The organism is Pseudomonas sp. K8 (genome assembly GCF_014889455.1).
GTDB classification, from domain to species: Bacteria; Pseudomonadota; Gammaproteobacteria; order Pseudomonadales; family Pseudomonadaceae; genus Aquipseudomonas; species Aquipseudomonas veronii.
This window is the reverse complement of the sequence record NZ_VJWO01000048.1, coordinates 1-18,836: the sequence shown is the minus strand read 5'-3', so window position 1 is coordinate 18,836 and position 18,836 is coordinate 1. Positions and strand designations below refer to the sequence as shown.

The window sequence follows — 18,836 nt, the reverse complement described above, 5'->3', positions numbered from 1 at the left end:
TACAGCTTAATTAGCCTGTTGCCCACAACTTTGCACGAAAATTCTCTAAAACTTCGCTCATTATTTACGGCATCTTCACTTATAAAAACCAGGACAGCCCATGATCACTCGAAGCCATTGCCAAGCCCTTGACGACCAGGACCGGTTGGCGCCGCTGCGCCACCAGTTCGCCTTGCCGCAGGGGGTGATCTACCTTGACGGCAACTCCCTCGGCGCACGTCCGGTGGCCGCGCTTGCGCGGGCGCAGCAGGTGATCGCCGAGGAGTGGGGCAATGGCTTGATTCGCAGCTGGAACAGCGCGGGTTGGGCGGACTTGTCCCAGCGCCTGGGCAATCGCCTGGCACCGTTGATCGGCGCGGGGGAGGGCGAAGTGGTGATCACCGATACCACTTCCATCAACCTGTTCAAGGTGCTCAGCGCCGCCTTGAGCGTGCAGCGCCAACGCGCGCCGCAGCGCAAGGTGATCGTCAGCGAAGCGAGCAACTTCCCCACCGACCTGTACATCGCCGAAGGCCTCGCCGAACTGCTGCAACAGGGCTATTCGCTGCGCCTGGTCAACAGCCCGGACGAACTGCCCCAGGCCATCGACCCGGACGTGGCGGTGGTGATGCTCACCCACGTCAACTACAAGACCGGCTACATGTACGACATGCACGCGCTCACCGCGTTGAGCCACGAGTGCGGCGCGCTGAGCCTCTGGGACCTGGCGCATTCGGCAGGTGCGGTGCCCATCGACCTGCATCGGGCCGGCGCTGATTATGCGATCGGTTGCACCTACAAATACCTCAATGGCGGCCCTGGTTCCCAGGCGTTCGTGTGGGTCAACCCGGCGCTGGTGGACGTGGTGCGCCAGCCGTTGTCGGGCTGGTTCGGGCATACCCGGCAGTTCGCCATGGAGACGCGTTATGCACCGAGTGCCGGCATCGCCCGTTACCTGTGCGGCACCCAGCCGATCACCTCGCTGGCCATGGTGGAATGCGGCCTGGAGATTTTCGAACAGACCGACATGGCCAGCCTGCGCGGTAAATCCCTGGCCTTGACCGACCTGTTTATCGCACTGGTCGAGGCCCGTTGCGCCGCCCATGGCCTGGTGTTGATCACCCCGCGTGAACACGCCAGACGCGGCAGCCATGTGAGTTTCGAACACCCTGAAGGTTATGCGGTGATCCAGGCACTGATTGCCCGTGGAGTGATTGGCGACTACCGCGAGCCGCGCATCATGCGCTTTGGTTTTACGCCGCTGTACACCTGCTTTACCGAAGTGTGGGACGCCGTGGAAATCCTCGGTGAGATCCTCGACAACCGCACCTGGGACCAGGCGCAATTCAAGGTCCGTAACAGCGTCACCTGAACAAACACAGACAACAATGGGGGGAGGGAGCTTGCTCCCGATAGCGCTGTATCAGCGTGCGAATCCGGCGACCGACACACCGCCATCGGGGGCAAGCCCCCTCCCACATGGGGGGCTGCGGTGTTCATCCATTGAGTGCCTGACGCAGGCTCAATGTGGGAGGGGGCTTGCCCCCGATGGCGGCGGGTCAGTCACCTAGGTATCGACTGAAAGACTGCTATATGGGGTCTGCGGTGTTCATCCATTGAGTGCCTGACGCAGGCTCAATGTGGGAGGGGGCTTGCCCCCGATGGCGGCGGATCAGTCACCTAGGTATCGGCTGAAAGACTGCTATATGGGGGCTGCGGTGTTCATCCATTGAGTGCCTGACGCAGGCTCAATGTGGGAGGGGGCTTGCCCCCGATGGCGGCGGATCAGTCACCTAGGTATCAACTGAAAGACTGCTATATGGGGTCTGCGGTGTTCATCTATTGAGTGCCTGACGCAGGCTCAATGTGGGAGGGGGCTTGCCCCCGATGGCGGCGGATCAGTCACCTAGGTATCGACTGAACGACTGCTATCACCAGCAAGCCCCCTCCCACAGGGATCTGCGGCAACAGACAAATCGTGCAATCACAACAATAAGGGGCACACCACGTGACCACGCCAAACGACGGCTTTGCAGAAATCACCCACCGCGAACTGGGCCTGAGGCGCCAGCTCACTTCCGGCCAGATGAGCATGATCGCCATCGGTGGCGCCATTGGCACCGGGCTGTTCATGGGCAGCGCCTATGCCATCGGCTATGCCGGGCCCAGCGTGCTGCTGAGTTACGCCATTGGAGCGTTGATCACCTTGCTGCTGATGGGCTGCCTGGCGGAGATGACGGTGGCCCATTCCACCTCCGGCTCCTTCGGGGCCTACGCCGAGTTCTACATCAGCCCGCTGGCCGGGTTCCTGGTGCGCTACGCCTATTGGGCGGCGATTGTGCTGGCGGTGGGCGCCGAGGTCACGGCGGTGGCGATGTACATGAAGTACTGGTTCGCCAACGTGCCGGAGTGGGTGTGGATCGTGTCGTTCTCCAGCGTGCTGATCCTGCTCAATGCCATCAGCGTGAAAACCTTCGGCAACTTCGAATACTGGTTTTCGACGATCAAGATCAGCGCCATCGTCGGTTTCATCCTCCTCGCGGTGTACGTGGTGTTCGGCTCCGGTAACCCGCAGTACGGGGTGCAGAACTACACGGCCCACGACGGCTTTTTCCCGCATGGCTTGAGCGGTATGTGGATCGCAGTGATCGTCTCGATCTTCAGCTACTTGAGCGTAGAGATGATCGCCGTCGCCGCCGGTGAAGCGGCCGACCCGGAGCAGGCGGTGAAGAAAGCCTTTCGCGCGACCATCGCGCTCCTGGTGGTGTTTTACCTGCTGACCCTGGCGCTGATGCTGGCCATCGTGCCGTGGAACCAGGCCGGGCAGACGCAGAGCCCGTTCGTCACGGTGATGCAGACCCTCGGCATTCCCGGCGCCACCGGGGTGATGAATTTCGTGATCCTGATCGCGGCGCTGTCAGCGATGAACAGCCAGCTCTACATCACCACGCGCATGATGTTCAGCCTGTCCCGCGCCGGCTTTGCGCCCACGTCCATGGGCGCGTTGAGCAAGAGCGGCATCCCGCTGAACGCCTTGTTGCTGTCCAGCTCGGGCATCGGCCTGGCGACCTTGCTTAACGTGGTCTACCCGGAAAGCTCGTTCACGCTGATGATGGCGATCTCGATGTTCGGCGCGATCTTCACCTGGTTCATGATCTTCCTGACGCACCTGTTCTTCCGCCGTTATCGCAAGCGTCATGGCGGGGCGAAGTTGTCGTTCCAACTGCGCCTGTTTCCCTACAGCACGCTGCTGGGCCTGGTGCTGATGGGCGCGGTGATGATCACTACGTATTTCACCGATGCGTTCAAGATGACCTTGGTGTTCGGCGTGCCGTTCCTGCTGATTCTGTCGGCGGTGTATTACGGATTTTTCCGCAAGGGCAGGGCCAAGGCGTCGAGCAAGGCCCTGGCATAACCCGGCAGGTGTTCGAACGAGCGCGCGCATAACAGCAGCGTTCGACAGGCCCAAGCTTCTCGCAACGGCTGGGCCTTGACGCGCTGCGCCAACGGCCAGCGCGCCAGCGCCGCCTGGGGCACGATCCCCAGGCCCGCACCGCGTGCGACCATGCGCAGCACGCCGTCAAAACCCTCGGCGCGGATCCGCGTGTGCAAGCGAAACCCCGCGTGCAACGCCTGTTCTTCCAGGTACACCGCCAGCGCGCTGTGGGCGGCCAGGCCCACATAGTCGTAATGCAGGCTGTCGATAAAACTCACCGTACTTGCCGCCAACGGATGCTCCAGCGGCATGACCAGCACCAGCGGATCGTCGCGAAACGCCAGGGTCTGCAAGCCGTGGGTGTCCACCGCGTCGGAGATGATCCCGAGGTCTGCGGTGCCCTGGCGCAAGGCCTGGGTGATGCGCAGGCTGGGCAGTTCCTGCAGGTCGATGTCCAGGTTGGGGTGGTCGCGCAGGAAATCCGCGAGCAGTTCCGGCAGGTATTCGCTGAGGGCGGTGGTGTTGCACAGCAGGCGCACCTGGCCTTTGACGCCGTTGGCGTATTCCGCCAGGTCCTGTTGCAGGTGCTCGGCCTGTTGCAGCAACAGCCGGGCATGACGCGCCAAGGCCTGGCCCGCAGCCGTCGGCGTGACGCCACGGCGGCCGCGTTCAAGGCATTCAACCCCGAGCGCAGCTTCCATCGCTCGGATGCGCGCGCTGGCGGCGGCCAGGGACAAGTGGCTGCGGCTGGCGCCGGCGGTGATGTTGCCGGCATCGAGGACGTGCAGGTAGAGGCGCAGGTCGATCAGGTCAAAGTGCATGGCTGGAAGATTTCCTTTCGCTGGACTGGCGCCATCGCGAGCAAGCCCGCTCCCACACTTGGAATGCATTTCAACAGTGGGAGGGGGCTTGCCCGCGATGGCGGCATCAGCCTCATGCAAAACAAGAGGCTGCCTCAGTATATGGCGAATTTCCAACCCCGGCGAAAGCCCTCACAATCCCGCCATGCAGACATTCCTCGCGTTCTACCAAAACCTCGGCCCCGCCCTGACCCTGCTGGTGATCGGCACCTTCCTGCTGGCCGGCACCGTCAAAGGTGTGATTGGCCTGGGCCTGCCCACCGTCGCCATGGGCTTGCTCGGCCTGGCTATGTTGCCGGCGCAGGCTGCGGCGTTGCTGCTCATCCCTTCGACGGTGACCAACCTTTGGCAGCTGGCCTTCGGCGACCACTTGAGCGTGTTGCTCAAGCGCTTGTGGCCGCTGTTGCTGCTGATTGTCCTCGGCACCGGGTTGGGCACGCGGTGGCTGGGAATGGGCAGTGGCGCCGGGGTGGTGCGCGCATTGGGCGCGGCCTTGCTGGTGTATGCGTTGAGTGGGCTGTTCCTGCCCGCATTCAAGGTGAAGCCCGCGACCGAGCGTTGGTTGGCGCCGGTGTGTGGGCTGGTCACCGGCCTGATCACCTCGGCCACCGGCGTCTTCGTGATTCCGGCGGTGCCGTATCTGCAGGCGCTGGGGTTGAATCGCGATCAGTTGGTGCAGGCATTGGGGCTGTCGTTCAGTGTATCGACACTGGCGCTGGCGGCTGGGTTGGCCTGGCGCGGCAGTCTCGGCGGCGGCGAGATCAATGCCTCGTTGTTGGCGCTGGCGCCGGCCTTGTTGGGCATGTGGCTGGGGCAGGCGTTGCGCCAACGGATCAGTGCCGTGTTGTTCAAGCGGGTGTTTTTTATCGGCATGGCGCTGTTGGGCGCGCATCTGTTGATCAGTGGATAAAGGCAACAATAGAGTTTTATTCGTGACTTTTAGTCAAATGTATTTTGCCGCGCCAAGGCTTATTCCGCGCAAGGCACATCGATACCCTGCCTTCAGACATTTTTAATCTCAAGGCGCTCCCCCATGAAAAAAGTCCTGCTGCTCAACGGCGGTAAAAAATTCGCCCACTCCGACGGTCGCTACAACAGCACCCTGCATGACGCTGCCGTGGCTGTGCTCGACCGTGGCGGTATCGACGTCAAGGTCACGCATATCGATGAAGGCTACGACGTCGCCGAAGAAGTCGCCAAATTCCTCTGGGCCGACGTGATCATCTACCAGATGCCCGGCTGGTGGATGGGCGCGCCATGGATCGTGAAGAAGTACATCGACGAAGTCTTCACCGAAGGCCACGGCAGCCTCTACGCCAGCGATGGCCGTACCCGTTCCGACGCCTCGCAGAAATACGGCAGCGGCGGCCTGATCCACGGCAAGCAATACATGTTGTCGCTGACCTGGAACGCCCCGCAGCAAGCCTTCGACGACCCGAGCGATTTCTTTGAGGGCAAAGGCGTGGACGCGGTGTACTTCGCGTTTCACAAGGCCAATGAGTTCCTCGGCATGACGGCCTTGCCGACGTTCCTCTGCGTGGACGTCATGAAGCGCCCGGCCATCGACGCCGATGTGGCGCGCTACGAGCAGCATCTGGCGCAGGTGTTCGACCTCTCGGTGTAAGCTGCGCTGAACCGAGAAAGAGGACAGCCTGTGAAAGCCCGATCCGATGAGCTACAGATCTTCGTCAACGTGATTGAGTGCGGCTCGATTTCGGCAGCGGCGGAGCAGGTCGGGCAGACACCATCGGCGGTCAGCCGCACCTTGTCGCGCCTGGAAGCCAAGCTCGACACCACGCTGATCAACCGCACCACGCGGCGCATGGACCTGACCGAGGAGGGCAAGTACTTCTTCGAACAGGCCAAGGTGATCCTGGCGCAGATGGATGATCTGGAGGAGCGCTTGTCGTCGCGCCAGAAAAAACCGGCGGGGCGCTTGCGCATCAACGCCGCCGTGCCGTTCATGCTGCATGGGATCGTGCCGTACATCGCCGAGTTTCGCGGGCTGTACCCTGAGATCCAACTGGAACTGAACAGTGATGACTTGATCATCGACCTGTTGGAGCAGAGCACCGACATTGCGATTCGTATCGGCGCGCTGGCCGATTCCACCCTGCATGCGCGGTCCCTGGGCTGCACCCCGCTGCATATCCTCGCCAGCCCCGCTTACCTCAAGCAGTACGGTACGCCGACGACGGTCGCCGAGTTGGCCGAGCACACCTTGCTCGGTTTCACCCAGACCGAGACGCTCAACCACTGGCCGTTGCGCCACGTGGCGGGCGACCGCTGGCTGATCGAGCCCGGCATTGCTGCGTCCAGCGGTGAAACCGTGCGCCAGCTGGCGCTCGAAGGGCAGGGCATTGGCTGCCTGTCGAACTTCATGACCAGCGACGACATCAATGCCGGGCGCCTGGTGCCGCTGCTGGAAGCCTTCAACAGCGGTTATCGCCAGCCGATCCACGCGGTGTTTTACCGCAACTCGCAACTGGCCTTGCGCATCCAATGCTTCCTGGACTTTATCCAGGCCAAGCTGGCGCGGTACGCCTGCTGATTCGTGACCTGCGCGCAAGATTGAATTGGGCAACACGGTCTTATTCGCCAGGGATGGGGGCTTGATACTGGGCCCATTACTTACTCAGTCAGGAGAGACCTCCATGAACGTATTCGTTACCGGCGCCGCCGGATTTATCGGCGGCTCCATCGCCACCGGCCTGGTCAAGGCCGGCCACCATGTGACGGGCCTGGTGCGCAGCGCCGAGCAAGCCGCCGAGATGACGGCCCTGGGCATCACCCCGGTCATCGGCACCCTGGATGACCGTGCGGTGTTGACCGAACAGGCCCGGCAGGCCGACGCGGTGATCAACGCCGCCAGCAGCGACCATCGCGCGGCGGTGGAAACGCTGTTGGCCGCCTTGAAAGGTTCGAACAAACCGTTCCTGCACACCAGCGGTTCGAGCATCGTCGGCGATGCATCGGGCGGCAAGGCCAGCGATATCATCTACTTCGAGGACCACCTGCCGGAACCGACCGTCGACAAGGCCGCACGTGTCGCCATCGACAACCTGATCCTGGCAGCCGCCCAAGACGGGGTGAACTCGGCGGTGATCTGCAACACCCTGATCTACGGCCACAGCCTGGGCGTGAAGCGCGACAGCGTGCAACTGCCGCGCTTGCTCAAGCAGGCGCGCAAGAGCGGAGTGGTGCGCCATGTCGGCACGGGGCAGAACATCTGGTCCAATGTGCATATCGAGGATGTGGTCGCGCTCTATCTGCTGGCGCTGGAGAAGAATGTGCCGGGCACGTTCTACTTCGTGGAAAGCGGTGAAGCGGCGTTCATCGACATGACCACCGCCATCGCCGAAGCCCTGAACCTGGGCAAGCCGCAGGACTGGCCGTTGGCCGACGCAGAAGCCGAATGGGGCTATGAAATGGCCAACTACGGCCTGGGTTCCAACAGCCGGGTGCGCGGCAAGCATGCCCGTGAATTGTTGGGGTGGGCGCCCAAGCGCACATCGGTGGTGGAGTGGATTCGCCGCGAAATGGTCTGATGTCGGCGTGAGACCGTGGTGCACCCTTCGCGGGCAAGCCCACTCCCACATTTGACGGTGTTCACACCTCGATAACGGGTGTACCGATCAAACCATGGGAGTGGGCTTGCCCGCGAACGGGGCATCCCGGTCAATCTGCCCTGACGCTTCACTGGCACCACCGACCGCATTTCCGTACCATTCCCCGCCTTATTCCCCGCAATGCCCGGTACCTCATGAACCTCACCCGTCTTCGCGCCGACGCCCTGGCCGGCCTCACCACGTCTTTTGCCTTGCTGCCCGAGTGCATCGCCTTTGCCCTGGTGGCACACCTCAACCCGCTGATGGGGCTCTACGGCGCGTTCATCATCTGCACCCTCACGGCATTGTTCGGCGGGCGGCCAGGGATGGTCTCTGGCGCCGCAGGGTCGATGGCGGTGGTGATCGTCGCGCTGGTGGTGCAACACGGCGTGGAGTATTTGCTCGCGACGGTGCTGCTGGGCGGGCTGATCATGCTGGTCTTCGGCCTGCTGCGCCTGGGCAAGCTGGTGCGGATGGTGCCGCACCCGGTGATGCTGGGGTTCGTCAACGGCCTGGCGATCATCATCGCCCTGGCGCAGTTGGAGCATTTCAAGAGCGGTGATACCTGGCTCAGCGGCACGCCGCTGTATGTGATGAGCGGCCTGGTGCTGGTGACCATGGCCATTGTCTACCTGTTGCCGCGCCTGACCCGTGCCGTGCCGCCCGCCCTGGTGGCGATCCTCGGCGTGGGGCTGGCGGTGTACCTGCTGGGCTTGCCGACGCGCACGCTGGGCGACATGGCCCACATCGCCGGTGGCCTGCCGAGCTTCGCACTGCCGCAGATCCCCTGGAGCCTGGATACCCTCGGCATCATCGCGCCCTACGCGTTTCTGATGGCGATGGTCGGCCTGCTGGAAACCCTGTTGACCCTCAACCTCACCGACGAAATCACCGAGAGCCGCGGCTACCCCGACCGCGAAAGCATGGCCCTGGGCGCGGCGAATATGGTCTCGGGCCTGTTCGGCGGCATGGGCGGCTGCGCGATGATCGGGCAAACCGTGATCAACCTCAGCTCCGGCGGACGCGGACGTTTGTCCGGGGTCTTGGCTGGGGTGATGATCCTGTTGTTCATTCTGTTTCTGTCACCGCTGATCGAGCGCATTCCGCTGGCGGCGCTGGTCGGGGTGATGTTCGTGGTGTCGCAGCAGACCTTCGCCTGGGCGTCGCTGCGGGTGATCAACAAGGTGCCGCTCAATGACGTGCTGGTGATCATTGCGGTGACCGTGATCACTGTGTTCACCGACCTGGCCACGGCGGTGCTCTGCGGTATCGTAATCGCGGCGCTGAACTTTGCCTGGCAACAGGCGCGTGAACTGTACGCCGATGAATATCTGGAAGCGGACGGCAGCAAACTCTACCGCGTGCATGGCACGTTGTTCTTTGCCTCGACCACGCCGTTTTTGAATCAATTCGACCCGGCCAACGACCCGGCCGCGGTGACGCTGGATTGCCGCCACCTGAGCGTTGTCGACTACTCCGCGATTGCCGCGCTGATGACCTTGCGCGAGCGTTACAGCAAGGCCGGCAAGCATCTGCGCGTGCTGCATTTGTCCGAGCGCTGCAAGAAGCTGCTCAAGCGCGCCAAGGTCCATCACGACTGACCGCAACCCCTGTAGGAGCGAGCTTGCTCGCGAAAAACCCGAGAGCGCCACGTCTATCCAGACAACACGCGTCATCGTTGACGATTTTCGCGAGCAAGCGCGCTCCTACGGGAGGGCGAGGGTTTTCATTCATTACGGCCCGACCAGGTCTTCCAGTTCCTGGGCGCGGGTCTGGGTCATGTCCAGCACACAGGCGGAGCCGTTGACCTGATCGATGCTGCCGCCGGTGGCACTGCCGGCAAAGGCGCAATTGGCGTCGCGGTATTTGATCCACAGGCGCTGCACGTCCTGCAATTGCTGCTTGCGCGCGCCTTCCTGGGCGGCGAGGGCGGTCTGGTAGGCAGTGTTCAGGCGTTTGTCCTGCACCTTGGCCTGCTGGGTGTTGCACTTGACCATGTCCACGGTCGTGTTGGCGCTGTCCATGCATTTCTTCAGTGCGGCGTTGTTGGCGGCCGACGCGCTCCCGCACAGGGCGAGCAGCAGGGCGCAGGCGGTGAGAGAGGTGCGGGTCATGATCGAGTGTCCTGGATGTTCGTGGGGGCGCATTTTAAGACTCAAGCGTGCGCGTTGAGTTTCCGGTCTTTTCTGAATTTGATGTAAGAACACCCCCCGAATTTTCATGCACGGCCGTTGGGCATGTCCCAACGCGACAGCGCTTATCTGTGGGCGAAAATTACTTTCATAAAAATTGAAAATGCTCCTCGGTAATGATTTATGAGTTTCACAACCAATTCGACGTGACCCTTTCCGAGGAGTACCGCATGGCCGCATCACCGGGCTTCGGGCTATTGGCATACGCCGCCATCGCCATCATTGCTTTGATCGTGCTGATTGCACGTTACCGACTCAACCCGTTTATCGTCATCACCCTGGTGTCCATCGGCCTCGCGCTGATGGCCGGGATGCCGGCGGACACCATCATGGGCTCCTACGAAGCGGGCGTCGGCAAAACCCTGGGGCATATCGCCCTGGTGGTTGCGCTGGGCACCATGCTCGGCAAGATGATGGCTGAATCCGGCGGCGCCGAGCAGGTGGCACGCACGTTGATCAACCGGTTCGGCGAGCGCAATGCCCATTGGGCGATGGTGTGCATTGCCTTTCTGGTGGGGCTGCCGCTGTTTTTCGAGGTCGGTTTTGTGTTGCTGGTGCCGATCGCCTTTACCGTGGCGCGGCGTGTGGGGGTGTCGATCCTGATGGTCGGCTTGCCGATGGTCGCCGGCCTGTCGGTGGTGCATGCGCTGGTGCCGCCGCACCCGGCGGCGATGATGGCGGTGCTGGCGTATAACGCCTCGGTCGGGCAGACCGTGCTCTATGCGATTTTGATCGGCATTCCCACGGCGATCATCGCTGGCCCGCTGTACGCCAAGTTCATCGTGCCGCGCATTCACCTGCCGGCGGAAAACCCGCTGGAGCGCCAGTTCATCGAGCGCGAGCCACGCAGCCGTTTGCCGAGTTTCGCCCTGACCATGGGCACCATTCTGTTGCCGGTGGTGCTGATGATGATCGGCGGCTGGGCCAATCTGATTTCCACGCCCGGCAGCGGTTTCAACCAGTTCCTGTTGTTTATCGGCAACTCGGTGATCGCGCTGCTGGTGGCGACCCTGGTGAGTTTCTGGACCCTCGGCCTGGCGCAGGGTTTCAACCGCGAGTCGATCCTCAAGTTCACCAACGAATGCCTGGCGCCGACCGCGAGTATCACCTTGCTGGTGGGCGCGGGCGGCGGGTTGAACCGGATTCTGGTGGACGCCGGCGTGACCAACGAAATCCTTGGCCTGGCCCATGCGTTCAACCTGTCGCCGCTGGTGATGGGCTGGTTGTTCGCCGCGTTGATGCGTATCGCCACCGGCTCGGCCACCGTGGCCATGACCACCGCTTCCGGGGTGGTTGCGCCGGTTGCGCTGGGCCTGGGTTATCCACACCCTGAATTGCTGGTGCTGGCGACCGGGGCGGGTTCGGTGATCTTTTCCCACGTCAACGACGGCGGCTTCTGGCTGATCAAGGAATACTTCAATATGACTGTGATCCAGACCTTCAAGACCTGGACCGTGTTGGAGACCCTGATTTCGCTGGTCGCCTTCGGTCTGACGTATGGTCTGTCCTGCGTCCTGTAACCCGGAGCCTCTATGGACATCCTCTACCAGATCCGCGCCCGCCAGGCGTCTTTCAGTGCCGGCGAAGGGCGTATCGCCAAGCTGATGCTCGATGACGTGGGCTTTGCCGCGTCGGCCAGCCTGGAGGCGTTGTCCCAACGCGCCGAGGTCAGCACCGCCACGTTGTCGCGGTTTGCGCGCAGCGTCGGGTGCCGGGATTTGCGCGACTTGCGCCTGCAACTGGCCCAGGCCAGTGGCGTGGGCAGCCGCTTCCTCGACCCGGCGGGCAAGCCTGAGCAGTCGGGGTTTCATCGGCAGATTCTCGGTGATATCGAGGCGACGTTGCGCCAGCACCTGTCGGGGTTCGATCAGGCCGGCTTCGTCGATGCGGTCAGCCTGCTGGGCAAGGCGCGGATGATCCACGCGTTCGGCATGGGCGGCCCGTCGAGCCTGTGCAGCGAGGAGTTGCAAGTGCGTCTGGTGCGCCTGGGCTATCCGATTGCCGCCTGCCATGACCCGGTGATGATGCGCGTCACGGCGGCGACGCTGGGGCCCGAGCAGGCGCTGATCGTCTGTTCGCTCAGCGGCCTCACCCCGGAGTTGCTGGACGTGGTGGCCCTGGCGCGCAACTACGACACGCCCATCGTCGCCATCACCCTGGCCGGTTCACCCTTGGCCGGGCTGGCGGATGTGGTGCTGGCGCTGCAACCGGCCGAAACCAGCTTCATCTACAAACCCACGGCGGCGCGCTACGGCATGCTGCTGGCCATCGACCTGCTCGCCACCGAGCTGGCGCTGGCCATGCCGGACGACAACCAGGAACGCCTGCGCCGCATCAAGCTGGCCCTCGACGACTATCGCGGCGGGCCCGACAGCCTGCCGCTGGGAGACTGATATGCAGTACGACACGCTGATCCGCCAGGCGCTGATCATGGATGGCCGCAACACGCCTGGGTATGTCGCCGATGTGGGGCTGCGCGACGGGCGTATCGAGGCGATCGGCGACTTGTCGGCCGCGCTGGCCACGCAGGTGATCGACGCCCGCGGCCGGGTGTTGGCGCCGGGGTTTATCGATGTACACACCCACGATGACACGGTGGTGATCCGTCAGCCGCAGATGCTGCCCAAGCTCAGCCAGGGGGTGACCACGGTGATTGTCGGCAACTGCGGTATCAGCGCCTCGCCGGTGAGTTTGCGCGCTGAGCCGCCGGACCCGATGAACCTGCTGGGCCCGCGTGAAGCGTTCACCTATCCGCGTTTTGCCGATTACCGCGCCGCCGTGGAACGCGCCCAGCCGGCGGTCAACGTCGCGGCGCTGATCGGCCACACGGCGCTGCGCAGCAACCATATGGACGACCTGCATCGCAGTGCCACTTTCGATGAAATCGCCGCGATGCGCGCGCAGTTGCGCGAAAGCCTGGAGGATGGCGCCCTTGGCTTATCCACCGGCCTGGCCTACGCCAGCGCGTTCAATGCCGAGACCGATGAAGTGCTGCAACTGAGCGAAGAACTGACGGCGTTCGGCGCGGTGTACACCACCCATCTGCGCAGTGAGTTCGAGCCGGTGCTGGCGGCCATGGACGAGGCGTTTCTGATCGGTCGGCATGCTCAGGTGCCGGTGATCATTTCCCACCTCAAATGTGCCGGCGCGGGTAACTGGGGGCGTAGTCCGCAGCTGTTGGCGGCGCTGGAGCAGGCGGCGAAAACCCATCCGGTGGGGTGTGATTGTTACCCCTATGCGGCGAGTTCTTCGACCCTGGATCTCAAGCAAGTCACCGATGCGTTTCGCATCACCATCACCTGGTCGACAGCGCACCCGGAAATGAGCGGGCGCGACTTGCAGGCGATCGCCGCCGAGTGGGATGTTTCGCTGATGGACGCGGCCCGTCGGCTGCAACCGGCGGGGGCGGTGTATTACGGCATGGACGAAGCGGATGTGCGCCGTATCCTTGCGCATCCGCTGTCGATGGTCGGGTCGGATGGGTTGCCCGAAGATCCGTTCCCGCATCCGCGCTTGTGGGGCGCGTTTCCGCGGGTGTTGGGCCACTTCAGTCGGGACGTCGGGCTGTTCCCGCTGCACACGGCGGTGCATAAGATGACCGGCTTGTCGGCGGCACGGTTCGGCTTGTCGGAGCGGGGCGAAATCCGTGTAGGGCACTGGGCCGACTTGGTGCTGTTCGATCCGCTGCGCGTGCGCGATGTGGCGGATTTCAAGGCGCCGCAGCAGGCGGCGGAAGGGATTGATGGCGTGTGGGTCAACGGCGTGTTGAGCTACAGCGACGGGCAGCCGAATGGTCAGCGGCCGGGGCGGTTCCTGGCGCGCAGTGGGGATTTGCGGGGTGGGTTTTCGACTCTATAGTGGGCGCTCTTACACACGGAGCGGTTGCCATGCACTTAGGAAAAGTCACCCCCATCCTGCGGATTTTCGACGAGGCCAAGGCGTTGGAGTTTTATGTCGACTTCCTTGGGTTCAAGGTCGATTGGCAACATCGCTTCGAGGCGAATTTTCCGTTGTACCTGCAGGTGTCGTTGGGTGAGTGCGTGCTGCATTTGTCCGAGCACCATGGCGATGCATCGCCGGGTGCGGCGGTGCGGATTCAGGCGCAGGGTGTAGACGCCTATCAGCAGCAATTGCAGGGCAAGGACTATCGTTTTGCCAAGCCAGGCGTTGAAGAAATGCCCTGGGGTTCGCGGGAGATGAGCATCCACGATCCGTTTGGCAATCGGCTGGTGTTTGTCGAGGAAGGCGAGGGCTGAGGGGGAAATTGCAGGCAATAAAAAACCGCCTTAGTAGGGCGGTTTTTTTGTGCAAACCCGGTTTGCGGCTGGGGTTGCGATCTCACAGGAAGCACTGACGTGTTGGCGATACTACTGCCGCTTCGGGGCTTTATGCAAGGCCTGACGATAGGTGGTCTTTTACTTGAGCCCCGCAAAAAACAGCAACAACTTTGAAGCGGAATTGGCCGTTGCTTGTCACACCTTGGCGTAGGGGACTGAGCTAGTATCGCCCTCGTTCTGCGTTCATCGTGAGGTAGGTTGGCTGGGTTCGCGCGCAAATTTTGGACCGACTGCCACGGGCTAGTAATCCGTGCCGGATTCATGCAAGAGGACCATAAACCCAGCCGCCTCACAGGAGCACTGACGTGCGTCCAAAGGCTCACATGTTCCGGTAAGTGCGCTGGAGGTAAGGCCCAACTCATGGAGGGCCGAGTATGTCTAAGTTTGCACGACGTGAGTGGAACCTCGTCATGAATGCCCTGCGTGTTTATCACGTATGGACATTCCTGCGAGACAGCTTCGATGACCGCTAAGGTCTGAGAAGTGGAGCCGCCCCGGTGCAGACCGAGGCGGCTTTTTGGTTTTTACACCCGGAAGTGGCTGACCATCTGCTGCAACTGGCTGCCCAAGCGCGCTAGTTCCACGCTCGATTTGGCCGTCTCATCACTCGCGGTGGCGGTCTGTTCCGACACGTCACGCACGTTGATGATGCTGCGGCTGATTTCTTCGGCCACGGCGCTTTGCTCTTCGGCTGCCGCTGCAATCTGCTGGTTCATCGACTGGATATTCGACACCGTGCGGGTGATGTTTTCCAGGGATACGCCGGCCTTGCGCGTCAGCTCGACACTGCTGTCGGTGAGGCTGCGGCTGTTGTTCATCACCGCGGCCACCTGCTGGGTGCCGTTCTGCAAGCCGGCCACCAGGCCTTCGATTTCTTCGGTGGATTTCTGCGTGCGCTGGGCCAGGCCACGCACTTCGTCGGCGACGACGGCAAAGCCGCGACCGGCTTCACCGGCACGCGCTGCTTCAATCGCGGCATTGAGCGCGAGCAAGTTGGTCTGTTCAGCCACGGCCTTGATCACGTCCATTACGCTGCCGATCTTGTTGCTCTCTTGTTGCAGATGGCTCATGGCGTCGGTGGAGCGCGCCACTTCGGCGGCCAGGCGTTCGATCTGGGCGATGGCTTCGGCCACTACCTTGTCGCCTGCACGGGCTTGGCCATCGGCATCGGCAGCGGCCTGGGAGGCTTGCTCGGCGTTGCGTGCGACTTCCTGCACGGTGGCGGTCATTTCGTGCATGGCGGTGGCGACTTGATCGGTCTCGATCTTCTGGCTGTTCACCCCGGCACTGGTCTGTTCGGTCACGGCCGACAACTCTTCGGCGGCGCTGGCGATCTGGGTCACGCCGTCACGAATGCCGCTGATCAACTCGCGCAGGGTCGTGCCCATGCGCTGGATGCCTTGTTGCAGTACGCCCAGTTCATCGCGGCGGGTGACCTGGATATTGTGGCTCAGGTCGCCGGAGGCAATGCGTTCGACCCCGGCCAGGGTTTCCTGGATCGGGCGTGTGATCTGGCGGGTGATCACCAGTGCCGCGACGATGCCGACCAGTAACGCGAGCAGCGTGCTGATCAATTGCAGGCTGCGGGCTTGGGCGCTTTCGGCGTCGCGGCGGGTGAGCTGGATGTCGTAGAGCTTGTCGCTGATGGTGACGATATCCGCCCCTTGGGTGGTCATTTCGGCGCGCGCGGCGACGATATTGGCGTTAGCCGCCTTGTAGTTCTGCACCGCACTGCGATAGGCGCCGAGCGCGCTTTCCAGGGCGCTGAGCGCGACCTGTTGGCTGCCGCCGAACGCCGCGCCGAGGCCTTTCAAGCCGTTGATGGCTTTTTCGATCTGGGCGGCGGCGCGGGCTTCGGTGTCGGCGTTGACGTTGCCGGTGTAGCCGCGCACTTCGTAGCGGGCCAACTGGAACTCTTGTTTGGCATGAGTCACGGCCTGGTACTGGGTGAAGCGCTCGGGGTTGTCGGGCGTCTGCTGCACACTGCTGTCCAGTGCGTCGATCTGGGCGTTGGCGATGTCGGCCTTATCGCCCATGACCTGGCGCGCAGCATTGCCGGCACGGTAGGCCTCACGCATTTTGTTCAGCGATTGCTGATACGCCGTGATGACGGCTTTCTGCTCGTTGAGCAGCTTGACGTTGTCCGGGCTCTTGAAGCTGTCCAGGAGTTTTTGCTGCTGGGCGACGAAGGCATCCAGGCTGGTTTGTACGTTCTGCGCCACGCTTTCATCGCCGTTGGCCAGCATGTATTGCAGGCGCACGATGCGCAGCTTGGTCAGGGAGGCGTTGAGCTGGGTGATGTCGCTCATCCAGTTGCTACGGTCGATCAGGCCGCCGAGGCTGGTCCAGCCGGTCAGCGCCAGGATCGAGGTGAGGACAAGCACCAGGCCGAAGCCCAGGCCCAGTTTGAGGTTGACGCTGATGTTACCGAACCAGCTGTTCATCGAGTGCTCCGCAAAAATGATGTTTGTCTGCTGGACGGTGTTGTTGTTTGAGCCAGCCAAGGTGTTTAGGCCATATCGGCGGGCACAGGGGAAACTGAAACGATTAATTAGCCTGCGCGATGCACGGAGCCCTGCATCACCGACTACCGGCGCCAGGCAGGCATGACGTGGGCGGCGCTCATCCCGCACGCACATTCTGTGCTAGTCTGCTGGCCCTTTTAGTTCTGGGCGGTGCGGGAAAACCGTGTTTTCAGCGCTGCCCTACAGCGGAGCCTCTTCATGTCCGAAGTTAATCTGTCCACCGACGAAACCCGCGTCAGCTACGGTATCGGCCGTCAGTTGGGCGACCAACTGCGCGACAACCCGCCACCGGGCGTGAGCCTGGACGCAATCCTGGCCGGCCTGACCGACGCGTTCGCCGGCAAGCCAAGCCGTGTTGATCAAGAGCAAATGGCCGCGAGCTTCAAGGTCATCCGCGAAATCATGCAAGCCGAAGCGGCTGCCAAGGCGGAAGCGGCTGCAGGCGAGGGCCTGGCGTTCCTGGCGGAAAACGCCAAGCGTGACGGCATCACCACTCTGGCTTCCGGCCTGCAATTCGAAGTGCTGACTGCCGGTGAAGGCGCCAAGCCGACCCGTGAAGACCAAGTGCGTACTCACTACCACGGCACCCTGATCGACGGCACGGTGTTCGACAGCTCCTACGAGCGCGGCCAGCCTGCAGAATTCCCGGTTGGCGGCGTGATCGCCGGCTGGACCGAAGCCCTGCAACTGATGAATGCCGGCAGCAAATGGCGCCTGTTCGTGCCAAGCGAACTGGCTTACGGCGCTCAAGGCGTTGGCAGCATTCCGCCGCACAGCGTTCTGGTATTCGACGTCGAGTTGCTCGACGTTCTGTAAGACCTGCTTTTGATTACCTGTAGGAACGAGCTTGCTCGCGACAAACGTCAACGATGACGCGAGCATCCTGGATGAACGCGTTGCTTGTGCGTTCTTCGCGAGCAAGCTCGCTCCTACAGGGGTTTGCGCGGTCGCTCATGGGTGAAACTTGCCATTGAGTTCCGTCGCCGGGCGCAATGCTCGGGCATAGCAGAACAGAAACAGGTTGCGCACCACTTCCTTCAGTACACCGGGTTCACTGGAACTCAGGCCATTCACGTCCAGGTCGCCCTGGTCCTGCAGTTCGTTCAGCGCTTCTTCCTCCAGCACCGCACAGACTTCCCCGGTTTCCCGATGGAGGATGCGCAGGTAAGGGTGTGGGCGGTCCAGCCAGGCATCTATCAAATAAGTCATGTCGTTCTCCTTGATGGGTTTCAATGAGAATAATTCTTATTCGTAGAATAGCAAGTGCCTATTGGCGGTTTGCGGATTTTTCTGCGTGGGTCGTGCGAGGGATCAACAGCCAGGGCGAAACGCCATCCCGCGGCGGGCGCGGGATGGAAGCAGCAGGATCAGACCTTGCGGACGAACTCGGACTTGAGTTTCATCGGGCCGATACCGTCGATCTTGCAGTCGATATCGTGGTCGCCGTCGCACAAGCGGATGTTCTTGACCTTGGTGCCGACCTTGACCACCAGGGAGGTGCCCTTGACCTTGAGGTCTTTGATCACGGTGATGGTGTCGCCGTCCTGCAGGACGTTGCCTACAGAGTCTTTCTTCACGGTTTCATCGCTGGCCACTTCGGCCTCGCCAGTGGCGGACCACTCATGGGCGCATTCCGGGCAGATCAGTTGGGCGCCGTCTTCGTAGGTGAATTCGGAATTGCATTTCGGGCAGGGTGGCAACGTGCTCACTAAAGCTCCTTAAAGGTCAGGATGGCTAAAGTCGCACATTATATAGGGAATTGTAGGGAGACAGTGTAGTGGTCTAATGAAACCGGACACCCATTTAGGCGAGAATGCTCGCCAGAACGAGGTGTCAGATGACCAAACAACGCCGTACCTTTTCCCCTGAATTCAAACGCGAGGCTGCCGACCTCGTTCT

General features: G+C 62.2%; 16 protein-coding genes and 2 pseudogenes. 12 read left to right on the top strand and 6 right to left on the bottom strand.

Annotated features, from left to right (window positions below):
- Positions 1 to 100 precede the first annotated feature (100 nt).
- Both kynU and INT12_RS24810 read left to right on the top strand, forming a co-directional pair.
- A complete protein-coding gene (gene kynU, locus INT12_RS24815; RefSeq protein ID WP_193040561.1) occupies positions 101 to 1,351 on the top strand; it encodes a kynureninase in 1,251 nt (416 codons plus the stop codon).
- 636 nt (positions 1,352 to 1,987) lie between these two features.
- Positions 1,988 to 3,394: an amino acid permease gene (locus INT12_RS24810; RefSeq protein WP_193059059.1), complete on the top strand. Its 1,407-nt coding sequence runs from the start codon at positions 1,988 to 1,990 to the stop codon at positions 3,392 to 3,394.
- Here the strand turns inward: INT12_RS24810 and INT12_RS24805 are convergent.
- Entirely contained in the window at positions 3,340 to 4,236 is an 897-nt protein-coding gene (locus INT12_RS24805) for a LysR substrate-binding domain-containing protein (RefSeq protein WP_126586666.1), read from the bottom strand. The two genes, INT12_RS24810 and INT12_RS24805, sit on opposite strands and share 55 nt — an antisense overlap.
- A gap of 184 nt (positions 4,237 to 4,420) precedes the next feature.
- Here INT12_RS24805 and INT12_RS24800 point away from each other — a divergent pair, with 184 nt between their 5' ends.
- The 5 genes from INT12_RS24800 to INT12_RS24780 all read left to right on the top strand — a co-directional run bounded on the left by INT12_RS24800 (position 4,421) and on the right by INT12_RS24780 (position 9,484).
- Positions 4,421 to 5,185, top strand: a complete 765-nt coding sequence (locus INT12_RS24800; RefSeq protein WP_193040559.1) for a sulfite exporter TauE/SafE family protein — start codon at positions 4,421 to 4,423, stop codon at positions 5,183 to 5,185.
- 123 nt (positions 5,186 to 5,308) lie between these two features.
- Positions 5,309 to 5,899 carry an NAD(P)H-dependent oxidoreductase gene (locus INT12_RS24795; protein WP_046382082.1) on the top strand — a complete coding sequence of 197 codons (591 nt, stop codon included), beginning with the start codon at positions 5,309 to 5,311 and terminating at the stop codon, positions 5,897 to 5,899.
- A gap of 30 nt (positions 5,900 to 5,929) precedes the next feature.
- A complete protein-coding gene (locus tag INT12_RS24790; RefSeq protein WP_104904469.1) occupies positions 5,930 to 6,826 on the top strand; it encodes a LysR family transcriptional regulator in 897 nt (298 codons plus the stop codon).
- Between the two features lie 103 nt (positions 6,827 to 6,929).
- Positions 6,930 to 7,823, top strand: coding sequence for an NAD-dependent epimerase/dehydratase family protein (locus INT12_RS24785; protein ID WP_046488201.1), 894 nt, complete (start codon positions 6,930 to 6,932; stop codon positions 7,821 to 7,823).
- Positions 7,824 to 8,038: 215 nt separating this feature from the next.
- Positions 8,039 to 9,484, top strand: a complete 1,446-nt coding sequence (locus tag INT12_RS24780; RefSeq protein ID WP_046382084.1) for a SulP family inorganic anion transporter — start codon at positions 8,039 to 8,041, stop codon at positions 9,482 to 9,484.
- Between the two features lie 132 nt (positions 9,485 to 9,616).
- Here INT12_RS24780 and INT12_RS24775 read toward each other — a convergent pair whose 3' ends face one another.
- The gene (locus INT12_RS24775; protein ID WP_193040558.1) at positions 9,617 to 9,997 is read right to left on the bottom strand and encodes a lysozyme inhibitor LprI family protein; all 381 of its coding nucleotides are present in this window, start codon (positions 9,995 to 9,997) and stop codon (positions 9,617 to 9,619) included.
- A 248-nt stretch (positions 9,998 to 10,245) separates the two neighbouring features.
- On the opposite strand from INT12_RS24775, the gene INT12_RS24770 reads away from it, so the two are divergent.
- Genes INT12_RS24770 through INT12_RS24755 form a run of 4 tightly spaced genes read left to right on the top strand, consistent with a single transcriptional unit; the run spans position 10,246 to position 14,331 of the window.
- Positions 10,246 to 11,595, top strand: coding sequence for a gluconate:H+ symporter (locus INT12_RS24770; RefSeq protein WP_198718519.1), 1,350 nt, complete (start codon positions 10,246 to 10,248; stop codon positions 11,593 to 11,595).
- Positions 11,596 to 11,607: 12 nt separating this feature from the next.
- Positions 11,608 to 12,468: a MurR/RpiR family transcriptional regulator gene (locus INT12_RS24765; protein ID WP_017847741.1), complete on the top strand. Its 861-nt coding sequence runs from the start codon at positions 11,608 to 11,610 to the stop codon at positions 12,466 to 12,468.
- 1 nt (position 12,469) lies between these two features.
- Entirely contained in the window at positions 12,470 to 13,933 is a 1,464-nt protein-coding gene (locus INT12_RS24760) for an N-acyl-D-amino-acid deacylase family protein (protein ID WP_193040557.1), read from the top strand.
- A gap of 29 nt (positions 13,934 to 13,962) precedes the next feature.
- The gene (locus INT12_RS24755; protein ID WP_017847743.1) at positions 13,963 to 14,331 is read left to right on the top strand and encodes a glyoxalase superfamily protein; all 369 of its coding nucleotides are present in this window, start codon (positions 13,963 to 13,965) and stop codon (positions 14,329 to 14,331) included.
- A gap of 605 nt (positions 14,332 to 14,936) precedes the next feature.
- Here INT12_RS24755 and INT12_RS32095 read toward each other — a convergent pair.
- Together INT12_RS32095 and INT12_RS32090 are read right to left on the bottom strand one after the other, a co-directional pair.
- Positions 14,937 to 15,533 (bottom strand): annotated as a pseudogene (locus INT12_RS32095) (methyl-accepting chemotaxis protein); the annotation flags it as partial.
- Positions 15,534 to 15,791: 258 nt separating this feature from the next.
- Positions 15,792 to 16,856, bottom strand: a pseudogene (locus INT12_RS32090) (methyl-accepting chemotaxis protein); the annotation flags it as partial.
- Between the two features lie 279 nt (positions 16,857 to 17,135).
- Here INT12_RS32090 and INT12_RS24745 point away from each other — a divergent pair.
- The gene (locus INT12_RS24745) at positions 17,136 to 17,753 is read left to right on the top strand and encodes an FKBP-type peptidyl-prolyl cis-trans isomerase (RefSeq protein WP_017847745.1); all 618 of its coding nucleotides are present in this window, start codon (positions 17,136 to 17,138) and stop codon (positions 17,751 to 17,753) included.
- A gap of 135 nt (positions 17,754 to 17,888) precedes the next feature.
- Here INT12_RS24745 and INT12_RS24740 read toward each other — a convergent pair whose 3' ends face one another.
- Complete coding sequence (locus INT12_RS24740; protein ID WP_003194088.1) at positions 17,889 to 18,146, bottom strand: hypothetical protein; 258 nt, start codon at positions 18,144 to 18,146, stop codon at positions 17,889 to 17,891.
- A 158-nt stretch (positions 18,147 to 18,304) separates the two neighbouring features.
- On the bottom strand, positions 18,305 to 18,646 hold the full coding sequence (locus INT12_RS24735) for a zinc ribbon domain-containing protein YjdM (protein ID WP_017847746.1): 342 nt from the start codon (positions 18,644 to 18,646) through the stop codon (positions 18,305 to 18,307).
- Between the last annotated feature and the right edge of the window lie 190 nt (positions 18,647 to 18,836).

Coding starts and splice junctions, on each gene's coding strand:
- INT12_RS24770 (WP_198718519.1), top strand. CDS start 10,246: ATGGCCGCATCACCGGGCTTCGGGCTATTGGCATACGCCGCCATCGCC.
- INT12_RS24800 (WP_193040559.1), top strand. CDS start 4,421: ATGCAGACATTCCTCGCGTTCTACCAAAACCTCGGCCCCGCCCTGACC.
- INT12_RS24785 (WP_046488201.1), top strand. CDS start 6,930: ATGAACGTATTCGTTACCGGCGCCGCCGGATTTATCGGCGGCTCCATC.
- kynU (WP_193040561.1), top strand. CDS start 101: ATGATCACTCGAAGCCATTGCCAAGCCCTTGACGACCAGGACCGGTTG.
- INT12_RS24805 (WP_126586666.1), bottom strand. CDS start 4,236: ATGCACTTTGACCTGATCGACCTGCGCCTCTACCTGCACGTCCTCGAT.
- INT12_RS24745 (WP_017847745.1), top strand. CDS start 17,136: ATGTCCGAAGTTAATCTGTCCACCGACGAAACCCGCGTCAGCTACGGT.
- INT12_RS24760 (WP_193040557.1), top strand. CDS start 12,470: ATGCAGTACGACACGCTGATCCGCCAGGCGCTGATCATGGATGGCCGC.
- INT12_RS24775 (WP_193040558.1), bottom strand. CDS start 9,997: ATGACCCGCACCTCTCTCACCGCCTGCGCCCTGCTGCTCGCCCTGTGC.
- INT12_RS24795 (WP_046382082.1), top strand. CDS start 5,309: ATGAAAAAAGTCCTGCTGCTCAACGGCGGTAAAAAATTCGCCCACTCC.
- INT12_RS24780 (WP_046382084.1), top strand. CDS start 8,039: ATGAACCTCACCCGTCTTCGCGCCGACGCCCTGGCCGGCCTCACCACG.
- INT12_RS24740 (WP_003194088.1), bottom strand. CDS start 18,146: ATGACTTATTTGATAGATGCCTGGCTGGACCGCCCACACCCTTACCTG.
- INT12_RS24765 (WP_017847741.1), top strand. CDS start 11,608: ATGGACATCCTCTACCAGATCCGCGCCCGCCAGGCGTCTTTCAGTGCC.
- INT12_RS24755 (WP_017847743.1), top strand. CDS start 13,963: ATGCACTTAGGAAAAGTCACCCCCATCCTGCGGATTTTCGACGAGGCC.